Source organism: Streptomyces sp. NPDC000075 (assembly GCF_040301925.1).
GTDB classification, from domain to species: domain Bacteria; phylum Actinomycetota; class Actinomycetes; order Streptomycetales; family Streptomycetaceae; genus Streptomyces; species Streptomyces polychromogenes.
Window position 1 is genome coordinate 41,494 of sequence record NZ_JBEPFL010000021.1, and the last position, 12,758, is coordinate 54,251.

At 73.2% G+C, this 12,758-nt stretch carries 10 protein-coding genes and 1 pseudogene; 5 read left to right on the top strand and 6 right to left on the bottom strand.

The window, feature by feature from the left end:
• Position 1: 1 nt before the first annotated feature.
• The 5 genes and pseudogenes from ABT403_RS23685 to ABT403_RS23705 all read left to right on the top strand — a co-directional run.
• Positions 2–643 (top strand): annotated as a pseudogene (locus tag ABT403_RS23685) (type III polyketide synthase); the annotation flags it as partial.
• Positions 644–1,949: 1,306 nt separating this feature from the next.
• The gene (lanL, locus tag ABT403_RS23690; protein WP_344162172.1) at positions 1,950–4,667 is read left to right on the top strand and encodes a class IV lanthionine synthetase LanL; all 2,718 of its coding nucleotides are present in this window, start codon (positions 1,950–1,952) and stop codon (positions 4,665–4,667) included.
• Positions 4,668–4,710: 43 nt separating this feature from the next.
• Positions 4,711–4,863, top strand: coding sequence for a VenA family class IV lanthipeptide (locus ABT403_RS23695; protein ID WP_344162169.1), 153 nt, complete (start codon positions 4,711–4,713; stop codon positions 4,861–4,863).
• A 294-nt stretch (positions 4,864–5,157) separates the two neighbouring features.
• Positions 5,158–6,234: an ATP-binding cassette domain-containing protein gene (locus ABT403_RS23700; RefSeq protein ID WP_344162166.1), complete on the top strand. Its 1,077-nt coding sequence runs from the start codon at positions 5,158–5,160 to the stop codon at positions 6,232–6,234.
• Positions 6,231–7,097 (top strand): ABC transporter permease, encoded by an 867-nt coding sequence (locus tag ABT403_RS23705; RefSeq protein WP_344162163.1) that lies wholly within the window; start codon positions 6,231–6,233, stop codon positions 7,095–7,097. Before ABT403_RS23700 ends, ABT403_RS23705 begins: the two co-directional genes overlap by 4 nt.
• Positions 7,098–7,167: 70 nt before the next feature.
• On the opposite strand, the gene ABT403_RS23710 is transcribed toward ABT403_RS23705, so the two are convergent.
• The 6 genes from ABT403_RS23710 to ABT403_RS23735 form a co-directional block, all read right to left on the bottom strand.
• Complete coding sequence (locus tag ABT403_RS23710) at positions 7,168–7,965, bottom strand: VOC family protein (protein WP_344162367.1); 798 nt, start codon at positions 7,963–7,965, stop codon at positions 7,168–7,170.
• 307 nt (positions 7,966–8,272) lie between these two features.
• Complete coding sequence (locus ABT403_RS39050) at positions 8,273–8,590, bottom strand: hypothetical protein (RefSeq protein WP_425580228.1); 318 nt, start codon at positions 8,588–8,590, stop codon at positions 8,273–8,275.
• A gap of 160 nt (positions 8,591–8,750) precedes the next feature.
• Positions 8,751–9,797 (bottom strand): LLM class flavin-dependent oxidoreductase, encoded by a 1,047-nt coding sequence (locus ABT403_RS23720; RefSeq protein WP_344162160.1) that lies wholly within the window; start codon positions 9,795–9,797, stop codon positions 8,751–8,753.
• 156 nt (positions 9,798–9,953) lie between these two features.
• The gene (locus ABT403_RS23725) at positions 9,954–10,709 is read right to left on the bottom strand and encodes a GNAT family N-acetyltransferase (RefSeq protein WP_344162157.1); all 756 of its coding nucleotides are present in this window, start codon (positions 10,707–10,709) and stop codon (positions 9,954–9,956) included.
• Positions 10,706–11,722, bottom strand: a complete 1,017-nt coding sequence (locus ABT403_RS23730; protein WP_344162154.1) for an ABC transporter substrate-binding protein — start codon at positions 11,720–11,722, stop codon at positions 10,706–10,708. Before ABT403_RS23730 ends, ABT403_RS23725 begins: the two co-directional genes overlap by 4 nt.
• A 29-nt stretch (positions 11,723–11,751) precedes the next feature.
• Positions 11,752–12,714: an amino acid ABC transporter permease gene (locus ABT403_RS23735; protein ID WP_344162151.1), complete on the bottom strand. Its 963-nt coding sequence runs from the start codon at positions 12,712–12,714 to the stop codon at positions 11,752–11,754.
• Between the last annotated feature and the right edge of the window lie 44 nt (positions 12,715–12,758).

Here is a 12,758-nt window from a genome sequence, read left to right on the forward strand (position 1 = left end):
GATGGCGACCCTCTGCCGCCCCGAGGTGGCCGTCCCCGAACACGTGGTCACCGCCGAGGAGACCCTGGACACCGCCCGGACCGTGCTCGCCGGACACCCGCAGCTGGACCTGGTGCTGCGCCTGATCACCAACACCGGGGTACGCACCCGCCGCCTCGTGCGGCCACTGGAACAGACCCTGCGCCACCAGGGCTTCGAAGCCCGCAACCTCCTCTACGAGAAGGAGGCCAAGCGGCGCCTCCCGGACGTGATCGAAGGGGCGCTCGCGCACGCCGGGCTCGGCGCCCGCGACATCGACATGCTCGTCTACGTCTCCTGCACCGGCTTCATGATGCCGTCGATGACCGCCCACCTGATCAACACCATGGGAATGCGGCCCGGCACCCGGCAGCTGCCCATCGCCCAGCTGGGCTGCGCCGCTGGCGGGGCCGCCGTCAACCGGCCCCACGACTTCGTGACGGCCTACCCGGGCGGCAACATCGCCAGCTCCGTCGTCTTCGACGCCCTGGCCCGGCTCTTCGCCGAAGGCGGCCCGCAGGCCGGAGCGCGCGGACTCCTGGCCGGATTCGGGCCGGGGATCACGGCGGAGATCTCCCTGGGCACCTGGTCCGCGCCCCGGTGTCCCCCACAGGTGCCGGGCGGGCGGGGGTTCCCGCGCCCCGGCGGGAGGGGAGCCTCCTGCACTGAAACACCCGCCCGGACGTGGGCCCCCGGCCCCGTCCTGCGATCATGGGGAGGCACGGTACGGGGAACGAGGGAGTGGCAGCGCGTGGAGATCGAGAGGCCGGGCCGGCCCGAGGACCTGCCGGCGGCCGGACTGCTCTGGGCCCGCTGGGCGCTGGCCGCCGTACTGGAGGCCGACGAGGAGGGGGAGAACACCCCCTTCGTCCACCGCAGCGGTGCCTGGATCGACGAAGAGGGACTGCACCTCGACGACGGCGGCTGTACCTGGTGGACCCTCGCGCCGAGGGGAGAGGGCCGCTACGTGCTCTACGGCGAGGACGAGTCCAGCGGGGTCAAGTGGCACGAGCCCGCGATCGACATGCTGGCGCAGGCGCCGGAGTGGCTGCCGTTCGAGCGGTTGCGGTCTCTCCTGGAAGGCTGGGAACTCGGCTGCGTCTACTGGTACGAGGACGGCACCTGGGCCCGCGCGCCCTACCCGGCGGGACTGAGCGACGACGGCCTCGACTGCGGCATGAGGCGCTACGCGGTCCGCGCCGAGGCCGTGAACCGCCTCGTGTACTCCGACCGGGGCGTGCCCCGGGAGTGCGCGCAGCGGCTGATGGAGGCGGCGGAGGCCTACCGCGTCACCGCCGCGGAGATCGAGGCGGCGCTCGAGGGCGCGCAGGAGTACACGGCGGCCGACCGCGAGGCCGTGCTGCGCGCGCTGGAGCGCACCGGTCTGTCCGGTCCCCGCTGACGCCCGGCGGCGCCCCGGAGCGGCTCGCTCGCCAGTTTGAGCCGATTCCGGGGCGCCCGCACCCTTCCTTGACGTTTCAACCTCTTCGCCGGTGCGCAGCTCAGCCGCCTGATCGACCGTCATGTCTGGACCACCGGTCGCATTCCGTAGCTGGTTGGTCGCATGGCGGAATCGAACTCTTTACCGCGGCCGATGGACCGGGAAAGCTGTGGGACGTGAGCGAGGCGCTGCTAGCGTCCCTCGCGGAACACGAACACCGAAGCGTTCGCACAGACCCCGGACATCCCATCGAGACCGGTGAGCCTCCCTTCCCCGGAGCCCCTCCGGAGCAACGCCGAACGGCCGCCGGTGCGTCACCACCGCGCGCACCATCCACGCACTTCCTTTCCGCGCCGGTTGACCCCATCCGGACTGTCAACGACACCGTGCGCTCGCCGGACAGACTGACTCCCACCGAGCCCCGGTTGTACGTTTTTCCTTACCGAAGGCATATTCCAACCAGCGGTCCTCGCCGTTGAGAGGGACGGGCATGACCAGCCACGCAACCGAAGTCGACCTCGAAGAAATCCTCCGACAGGCACTGGACTCCACGGGCGAAGGCGCGCGTTGGACCACCGACACGGACGACATGTGGTGCCGCCTCACGCCCCCCTCCACGACCCTGCCCGAGCAGGGCTGGAAACTCCACGTCTCGGCGACCGCCGCCTCCGCCCCGGCCGTCCTCAGCCGCGCCCTCGGCGTGCTGCTGAGGGAGGGGCCGGTGTTCAAGTTCGCCCGCTCCCTGGACCAGGTGAGCGCCCTCAACTCCCGTGCCACGCCCCGGGGAAGCTCGGGCAAGTTCATCACCGTCTACCCGGGCTCCGACGCCGAGGCGGCCCGGATCGCGTCGGCACTGCACACGGCCACGGCGGGTCTGGACGGCCCCCGGATCCTCTCCGACCAGCCCTACGCCGCGAACAGCCTGGTCCACTACCGCTACGGCGCCTTCGTCGGCCGGCGCCGGCTCTCCGACGAGGGACTGCTGGTCTGGTACATCGAGGACCCCGACGGCAACCCCGTCGAGGACGTACGCGCCGGCCGGTACGCGCCCCCGCCCTGGGCGGTCAGCCCCTTCCCCGCATCGGTACCGGCCCCGCGCCCCCCACGGGAGGCGGCGAAGGACCCGGTCCTGCTCGGCGGCCGCTTCTCGGTCCGCGAGGCGATCCGGCACACCAACAAGGGCGGCGTCTACCGGGGTACGGACGTCACCACGGGCGCGCCGGTGGTCATCAAGGAGGCCCGCCCGCACGTGGAGAGCGACGCTTCGGGCCGCGACGTCCGGGACTGGCTGCGCGCCGAGGCCCGGGCCCTGGAGGAGCTCGGCGGCACCGGCCTGGCTCCGGAACCCCTCGCGATGTTCGAGCACGCCGGGCACCTGTTCCTCGCCCAGGAGGAGATACCGGGCCTCCCCTTGCGCAACTGGGTCGCCGAGCACTTCCGCGACGTCGGCGCCGAACGCTACCGCGCCGACGCCCTCACTCAGGCGGGCCGCCTGATCGACCTCCTGGCAGCCGCCCACGCACACGGCTGCGTCCTGAGGGACTTCACCCCCGGCAACATCATGGTGCGCCCGGACTGCGAACTGCGCCTGATCGACCTCGAACTCGCCGTCCTGAAGGGCGACTCCGCCCTCCCCACGACGGTGGGCACCCCCGGCTTCAGCGCCCCCGAACGCCTGGCGGACGCCCCCGTCTCCCCGACGGCCGACTACTACAGCCTCGGCGCCACCGTCTGCCTCGTCCTCATGGGCAAGGTGCCCCACCAGCTGCCCGAGCAGCCCGCCGGCCGCACCGCCGACGAGCGGCTCGCCGACTGGCTGGCCGCCGCCGGCGCCGTCTTCCCGCTGCCCGACGGCCTGCCCGGGATGATCCTCGGACTGATGAGGGAGGACCCGGCCGACCGCTGGGACCCGGCCGCCGCCCGCGCGGTCCTGCGCGGGACGGGCCGGACGCAGCCGGGGACGGGCCGGACGCAGCCGGAAACGGGCCGGACGCGGCCGCCGCGACGACCCGCCTCCGTCCCGCCGCCCGGGGCGACGCCCGATGCGCCGCGCGCCGCCGTGGAGGGCATCGTCAACCACCTCCTCGACTCGATGACCCCGAAGGACGCGCCGCGGCTGTGGCCCGTGTCCACCAAGGCCGGAGAGACGGACCCCTGTACGGTCCAGCAGGGCGCGGCCGGTGTACTGGCCGTCCTGACCCGGTACTTCCGGCTGACCGCGGACCCGCGCCTGCCCGAGGCCATATCCACCGCGGGCCGCTGGATCGCGGACCGGACGGACACCCGCTCCGCCCGCCCCGGCCTGCACTTCGGCGGACGGGGCACCGCCTGGGCCCTGTACGAGGCCGCACGCGCCGTCGAGGACCGCGCCCTCGCGGACCACGCGATCGCCCTCGCCCTGGCCCCGCAGGAACCCACGCTCAGCCACGACATCACCCACGGCCAGGCCGGCAGCGGACTGGCTGCCGCCCACCTGTGGCACCGCACCGGCGACCCCCGGTTCGCCGGACTCGTCACCGACGCCGCAGACCGGCTCGCCGCCGCCGCGCGGCCCGCGCCCTCCGGCGTGAGCTGGCCCGTCCCCGCGGAATCCGCCCTCGCCTCGGAGGCCGGCAAACGCTACCTCGGCTTCGCCCACGGAACCTCCGGCATCGGGTACTTCCTGCTCGAAGCCGCGGCCGTCACGGACCGCACGGACCACCTCGACCTGGCCCGGGCGGCCGGCGAGGAGCTGGTGGCCGCCGCCGTCCGGGTCGGCGGGGCGGTCCAGTGGCCGACGCAGGCCGGAGACGTGCCCACGGCCCCCTACTGGTGCCACGGCGCGGCGGGCATCGGCACGTTCCTGGTCCGGCTCTGGCAGGCCACCGGGGACGACCGCTACGGCGAACTCGCCCGTGGCGCCGCCCGGGCCGTCGTGGAGCGCGCCCCGCGCGCCCCCCTCGCCCAGTGCCACGGGCTGGCGGGCAACGGGGACTTCCTCCTCGACCTGGCCTCGGCCACCGAGGACCCCGCCTACCGGGCGATGGCCGAGGACCTGGCCCGCCTCATCGCCTCCGAACGGGCCCACCGCGACGGCCACGTCGTCTTCCCCACCGAGTACGGGGACGTCTCGACGAGCTGGAGCGACGGCAGCGCGGGCATCCTCGCGTTCCTCCTGAGGACCCGCCACACGGACTCCCGGCTCTGGACCATCCGGCAGCCGGGCTGAGCGGCAGGGAACCTGCCGCCACACCACAGAGAAGGAGAAAGCCATGGAGACCCGCGACTTCGAACTGCTGGCCGACCTGCACGCCCTTCCCGAGACCGACCCGGTCGGCGCCGACGGCGCCTTCGCCGACACCTGCGTCTGCGTCGGCGTCCTGACCATCCTCAACACCGTCTGTGTGGGCATCAGCTGCGCCTGACCGGCGACGGGGCCCCTCCGGCTCCGCCACCGCCCGGCCGCCCCGACGACCAGCGCCGTGTCGGGGAAACACCGGGTGAGGGCCCCCGTGTGCGGACGGAACCCCGTACCGCCCGCCCGTCGGGGAGCGAGCCGATGAGGGACTGAGGACCTCCGGCCGGCGGCCGCCCACAGCGGCGCCGCCGGCCGGAGCGCACACCCGCTCCACAGGGGAGCCGGGCACGGCCACGGCCGCGCCCGGCTCCCCGCCGCCCGCCCGAGTCCGCAGACCCCGCACCGCAGACGAGGACCGCCCATGCAGCCACCCGCCCGCGACCAAGCCCCCGCCCGGGCCGACCTCCCGGCCGCCGCCCCCACGGACCCGGGCGCAACGCGGCCGCTGCCGGGGACGGCGTACGCCATCAGCACGCGCGGCCTGGTCAAGAGCTACCCGGGCCCGGACGGCACCGTCACCCACGCCGTGCGCGGCCTGGACCTGGACGTACACCAGGGCGAGAGCTTCGCCTTCCTCGGCCCCAACGGCGCGGGGAAGTCCACCACCATCGCCCTCCTCTGCGCCCTGGCCCGGCCCACCGCCGGCCATGCCACCGTGGCCGGCGCCGACGTGCTCGGCCGGCCCGACCGGGTACGACGGCAGGTCGGGATGCTCTTCCAGCACAGCGCCCTGGACATGGACCTGACGGCCGAGCAGAACCTCCACATCCACGCCCGCCTCTACGGCATGAGCCGGCGCCACGCCCGCCGTCGCGCCACCGAGACGCTCGAGGCCGTCGCCCTGGCCGACCGGCGGCGCTCCCCGGTACGCACCCTGTCCGGCGGCATGCGCCGGCGCCTCGAACTCGCCCGCGGCCTGCTGCACGAGCCGCGCATCCTCTTCCTCGACGAGCCGACCACGGGACTCGACCCGCACGCCCGCGCCCAGGTCTGGGAGCACCTGCGCGCCCTGCGCGACCGCCAGGGCACCACGCTCTTCGTCACCACCCACTACCTGGGCGAGGCGGAGAACTGCGACCGCCTCGCCATCATCGACCGCGGCCGCCTGGTGGCCCAGGGCACCCCCGACGCGCTGAAGGCCGCGATCGGCGACGACCGGGTGGTGCTGCGCACCGGTGACGACCCGGCGGCGCGCGAGATCGTACAGGGGGCCGCCCCACCGGGCACCCGCACGACGCTGGACGGCGAGGGCATCGCCCTGCGCGTGCCCGACGGCGGTTCCTGGATCCCGCGGCTGTGCGCGGCCCTCGCGGACCACGGAATCCCCGTCCACGCGGCCACCGCGACCCCGCCGACGCTGGATGACGTCTTCTTCCACCACACCGGCCGCAGCATCCACGGCGCACGCCCCGCGCCCGCCCGTGAGGAGGGCCCATGACCACGTCCGCCGTGCGGGCCCGGGCCCAGGACCCCGACGCCTCGCGGCTCCCGCCGCCGGACCGCCTGCGGCGCGAACTGCGGGCCGTCCACGCCCTCGTCCACCGCGATCTGCTGCGCCTGGCGCACCAGCGCGTCCACACCGCGCTGATGCTGATCCAGCCGGTGCTCTACCTCTTCATCCTCGGAGGCGGACTGGCCGCCCTGATCCCCGACGCGGCGCTGGGCGTCGGCTACCAGACCTATCTGTTCCCCGGCATGCTGATGATGACGGTGCAGGGCCCGGCGATCATGGTGGGCATCCGGCTGATCACCGACCGGCAGAGCGGCTACCTGCGCGAGCTGCTGATGGCGCCGGTGCGCCGCTCCACCCTCCTGCTGGGCGTCTGCGCCGGCGGCACCGTGGTCGCCGCCGTCCAGGGCGCCGTGCTGCTCGTCCTCGCCGGGGCCGTCGGCCTGCCCTACGATCCGCTCCTGCTGGCCCTGCTGTCGGCCGGCCTGGTGCTGGTCTCCTTCACCATCACCGCCCTGGCCCTGGCCCTGGCCGTGAGCCTGGCGCGCCCCGAGATGTTCCACATGCTGCTCGGCCTGGTGATGATGCCGCTGCTCTTCCTCTCCGGCGGCTTCTTCCCGCTGGAGAACCTGCCGGGCTGGGCCCGGACCCTGGCCGCCGGGAACCCGCTCGCCTACGGTGTCGACCTGCTGCGCCGCTCCATCGCGGTCCGGGAACCGCAGCGGGCGGCCGCGACGGGCATCGAATGGTTCGGCCACCGGCCCCCGCTCGGCCTTGAGGCGGCTGGCCTCCTCACGATCGGCGTCCTGGCCCTCCTGTGGGCCGCCCACCGCTTCGCCCGCCCCGAATAAGCCGGGGGGAGCCTCGGCCGAGGGGGCGGCGTCCGGGACGCCGCCCCCCCCCGCGAAGGCTCGCCGCGCGTCAGGCGGGATCCTCCTGCATCGACGCCGTGATGACGGAGAACGCGCCGCCCTGCGGGTCGGCGAGGACCGCCATGCGGCCCGCCACCATGTCGAAGGCCGGGGCGAGGACCGTGGCGCCCGCGCGGACGGCGGCCGCCTGGACGTCGTCCACGCTGTCCACGTGGAAGTACGGCTGCCAGTGCGGCGGTACGCCCGGCGGCAGCTTGCTCATGTCCATCATCCCGCCCACCGCGCGGCCGGCGACCTGGAACTCGATGTAGTCCTCGGCGCCCGGCATCTCGGAGCGGTGCGTGGTGACGGGCAGGATGGAGGAGTAGAACGCGGACGCCCCCGGCAGGTCGGGGGTGGTCAGCTCGTTCCAGATCAGCGCGCCGTGCTCGTTGACGATGCCCGCGCCGTCGAAGGTGCCGGGCTGCCACAGGCCGACGACGGCGCCGGCCGGGTCGGCGATCACGGCCATCCGGCCGAGGTCCATGACGTCCATCGGGCCCATCATGACCGTGCCGCCCGCGTCGGTGACGGACTTGACGGTGGAGTCGATGGCGTCCGTCGCCAGGTACGTCGTCCACACCGTCGGCGGCAGTGGGTCCGGGACCGTCCCGTCCGGGTTCATCGCCTTCATGATGCCCGCCACCGGCTTGCCCTTGAGGGTGCAGACGGCGTAGCCGCCCGTCTCCGGCGGGCCGACCTCGCCCTGCCACCCGAACAGGTCGCAGTAGAAGTCGAGGGCGGCCTGCTGGTCGGGGACCATCAGGTCGATCCAGCACGGGGTGCCGGGCTTGTAGGGGCCGTTCATGTCGGGCACGGATACCTCCGGTATGCCGCTCGGGGTGGGACGGGCCATCCCCTACCCGGGTCGCGCGCGCGAAATCGGTCCGAACGGGTGATGCGGCGTCGCCCGGCAGGGCGGTCCCGGCACGGCCCCCTGTAGCGTTCATCGTCAGGCTATTGCAACGAACGCCTTGTCTGTTGCGTTAGATTCTGCTCCAGTGCAACGATTTGACTGCGTTGACCTGCAAAAATGCAGCACATCCGCGACATTCACATTGCCTACCTCATGAATGCAACGTAGCGTTTCGGTCATCGGAAACGTCGGTTCGGGTTCAAAGGGGTGGGGTCATGGAGGCAGCGGCACTGAACCGGAAGCAGTCGGCCACCGGCACTCTCGCCGCGTTCGCCCGCTTCGTGCTCTTCGGCGGGGGAGTGGGCCTCGCCTCCAGCTTCGCGGTGGCGGCCCTCGGCTCCCGGATGCCCTGGGTGCTGGCCAACGCCCTGATCACCGCGGCGTCCACGCTCCTGGCCACCGAACTGCACGCCCGCTTCACCTTCGGCGCCGGCGGCCGTGCGACCTGGCGCCAGCACACGCAGTCCGCCGGGTCCGCGGCCGCCGCGTACGCCGTCACCTGCGTCGCGATGCTCATCCTGCGCCGCCTCGTGACGGAGCCCGGTGCGCCCGTCGAGCAGGCCGTCTACCTCACTGCCTCCGCGCTCGCCGGTGTCGCCCGGTTCGCGGTCCTGCGCCTCGTCGTCTTCGCCCGCCACCACGCGCGAAAGGCCCCGGCGGCGGCCGGGGCCCGTGCCTCAGCGGTCGGGGAAGGGCGGGTCGGGGATCTCGCGCCGCAGGACCGGCGCGATGTCCGACTGGAAGAGTTCGAGCGAGGCGCGGTGCCCCGCCGGGTCGAGTCCGCCCGGCTCGGCCTGCAGGTGCAAGACGGTGTGGCCGAACTCCTCGTGGTAGCGGTGGACCTTCTCGATCACCTGCTGGGGGCTGCCGATCAGCGCCGAGCTGCGCTCGATGAAGTCCTCCAGCGTCGGGAACACCGGAGCCAGCCCCTGCCGTTCGTGGGCGTCGAGGTAGCGGGCGAACGCCGGCCGGTAGGCCCGGGCCGCCTGTTGTGAGGTCGGGGCCGCGTGGTAGCCGGCCGTGCCCGCGCCGACGACCGCGTGCGCCGGATCGTGCCCGTAGTGCTCCCAGCGCTCCCGGTAGTGCCGGATCAGCTCGGCGTAGGGGCCGATGGGGTGGGTGACGTTCGCGGAGAAGAGCGGGTCCCCGTGGCGTGCGGCGAGATCGACGGACTCCCGGCTGGTGGCGCTGCCGTGCCAGATGCGCAGGTCCCGCTGGTACGGGCGCGGCAGCACCTCCGCCCCGGCCAGGGCGGGGCGGAAGCGCGGCTCGGCGGTCACCTCGTCCTCGCGCCAGATCCGCCGGAACAGCTCGTAGCCCTCGGTGTTGCGTTCCCACTGGTCCTTGGGGGTCACGTGGAAGAGCTCCCGCTGCGCCGTACCGTTGCCCTTGCCGATCATCAGCTCCAGGCGCCCGTCGCAGAGGTGGTCGAGCGTCGCGTAGTCCTCGTACGCGCGCACCGGATCGAGCAGGCTCAGGGTGGTGACGGCGGTGAACAGCCGGATCCGGTGGGTCAGCGCGGCGATGTGGGAGAGCAGCACCGGCGGCGAGGAGGACAGGAACGGACGCTCGTGGCGCTCACCCACCCCGAATCCGTCGAAGCCGAGCGATTCCGCCAGCCGGGCCGCGGCCACGACCTCCCGGAACCGTTCGCGCGTGGGGACGGGCGCGCCGGTCACCGGATCCGCGGAATCCGCGATCAGGGTGATGGCCAGGAACTTCACGTGGCCACCGCTTCAAGGACGAAATGGAGTTCGGGCACGGAGAATTCAGCCTTCCTGATCGGCCGTACGGGGGAACGGAAAAGGCGCGGCGCCGCGCGGGAAAGATCTTTCCGTCGACGCTACGCCCGATCCCGGGCCCGTACAACGACAGGAACGTTAAGTGCGTTTGGCAGGTGTGTTGCCCGGGACCCGGACCGCCATGAAGAAAGGCCGCCGGCGCACGGTGAAACCGATCGATTCGTAGAGCCGGACCGCACCCGTGTTGGCCGCCGAGGTGTGCAGGAACGGCACCTCGTCCCGCTCCCGGATGCCCGCGGCCACGGCGCGCACCAGCCGGGTCGCCAGGCCCCGCCCCCGGTATCCGGGACGGGTGCACACCGCGCTGATCTCGGTCCAGCCGGGCGGGCGCAGCCGCTCCCCGGCCATGGCGACCAGCCGGCCCCGGTGCCGGATGCCGAGGTAGGTGCCCAGCTCGACGGTGCGCGCCAGGAACGGGCCGGGCTTCGTGAGCTCGATCAGGTCGAGGATCTCCGGTACGTCGCGGGGCCCCAGGCGGACCGCTTCCGGCAGGGGTTCGGCGCGCAGCGAGGTGTCGACCAGCTGGACCCCCTCGACGGAGGCGACGGTCTCCCAGCCCTCGGGCGGGGTGAACACCCCGGCGAGCGCGGCGATCTGGCCCGGGCCGGTCAGCTCGGCCAGGTCGGCCCAGGAACGCGGATCGGCCGGATCGGCGAGAGCGGCGAAGGGCGCGACCTCCGGGCCGTACCGGGCGGCGCGGGACGAGCCGGGCGCGGCTCCGCCCGGGTGCTCGGCGAAGGCGGAGTGGGCGCCGCACAGCGAGGCCCACGCCGCGTTGTCCAGGACGTGCGCGGGGAGCGCGGTGCGCGCGGCGGTGCCCGGGTCCGTGGTCACGAGGCGGTCTGCGGCAGGCCGGGCGGGTTGACCTCGGAGCTGGTGACGGCCTCGTTCGACAGGTTCCAGGCGGCCAGCAGCTGCGTGTACTGGCCGTTCCTGATCAGGTGGTTGACGGCTTCGGCCAGCGGCTTGGCCAGTCCGCTGTCCTTCTTCGCCGTGGCGGCGATCAGCCCCTGGAGGCTCTCCCCGGCCCCGGAGAACGAACCGGCGTTGCGCGTGGGGGCGTTGCCGCCCGCGGTCTGCGTGATGTGGTAGGCGATGGAGGGGTTCGGCCCGAAGCTGAGGTCGATCTTCTTGCCGCTCAGCGCCAGGTAGACGCTGTTGGGGTCGGGGAAGTACTTGACCTCGACGTCCTTGCCCTCGGACCGGAGCCTGGTCTGCCACTCCAGCAGGATCTTCTCCTGGTTGGTGCCCTTGCTGACCGCCACCGTCTTACCCGCGAGGTTGTGGTAGTCGCCGCCGAAGTTCCAGGGGTTCTCCTTCAGCACCTCGAAGGCCAGGTTGTCCTTGCGGTAGGTGGCGAACTCGTACTTCTTCTTGCGTTCCTCGGTGACCGTGACGTTGGAGAAGGCCGCGTCGACCTTGCCGCTGTCGACGCCGACGAAGAGGTTCTCCCAGGTGGAGTTCTTGACCACGGGCTTGAGCCCCAGGGTGGCGGCGACCAGGCGGCCGAGGTCGGGCTCCGCGCCCGTGAGGGTCTTCTGGTCGGTGCCGACGTAGGCGAGCGGCGGGAAGCCCGCGGGCAGGGCGCCGACGCCGATGACGAGTTCGCCGCGGTCGCGGACGGCCTTCGGGAGCTGGGCGCGCAGGGACTCGACGACGGGGACGGACAGTTCGCTCTGGTGGGCGGCCCCGTTGGAGACGGCGCCGATGGTCACCTTCCCGGGGGCCGCGGCGTCGGCCTGCGCGTCGCCGCCGCAGGCGGTGAGTCCGGCGGCGAGGGCGGCGGTGGCGGTCGTCGCGCCGAGGCCGCGGACGAGTCTGGCGCGCAGGGTGGAGCGGCTTCGCATGGGGTTCCTTCTGGTTCGTGCGGACGGGGTCACGGCGCCGTCTCCTGCCGGAGGCGGAGCCGCAGGTCGCGCAGGCCGGCGCGGGCCCGCTGGAGGGGGGTGGGTGGTACGGCCCGCAGCGCGCCGCGGGCGTAGTGGCGTTCGACGTGGAACTGGACGACGGAGACCAGGCTGGTGAGGATCACGTACCAGACGGTCGCCACCACCAGCAGTGGCACCACGTCACCGGGATAGGTGCTGGCCAGGCTCTGTACCGAGCCGAACAGGTCGAGCAGGGAGACGTAGAAGACCAGGGACGTGGCCTTGAGCAGCCCGATCAGCTGGTTGACGTACGAGGGGACGATGGAGCGGAGCGCCTGGGGGAAGACGATCCGGGTGAACTGGCGGCGGCGGGGCAGCCCCAGGGCCGCCGCCGCCTCGTGCTGGCCCTGGTCGACCGAGAGCACGCCGGCCCGGACGATCTCGGCCGCGTACGCCGCCTCGCTCAGCCCCAGGCCCACCACCGCGACCACGATGTCGGTGGCCAGCCGCGACTCGTCGAAGGTGAAGAAGGCGGGCCCGAAGGGCACCCCGATGCTGAGCGTCGGATAGAGGGCGCTGAGGTTGTAGAGGAAGAGCAGGACGACGATCAGCGGCACGGAGCGCAGCAGCCACACGTACGTCCAGCTCACGGTCCGCAGCACCGCGTTGCCCGAGAGCCGGCCGAGGGCGATCAGGATGCCGCCGGCCAGGCCGAGGACCGCGCTGTACAGGGTCACCTGGAGGGTGATGAGCAGCCCGTCCAGAACGACCGGACGCAGGAACCAGTACGCGAAGCGGTCCCATTGGTAGAAGGGATTGGTGATCAGCCCGTGGGCGGCCTGGGAGACCAGTACCAGCACGACGACGGCGGCCGCCCACCGCCCGGGGCGGCGCAGCGGGAGGACCCGCTCGGCCGCCTCCGGGGGCCCCGAGGGGCCGGCGGGCGCGGGCAGGAGCAGCGGTTCGGTCACAGGGAACTCCAGCGGCTTCGGCGCGGGGCGGAATCGAAAAGCAG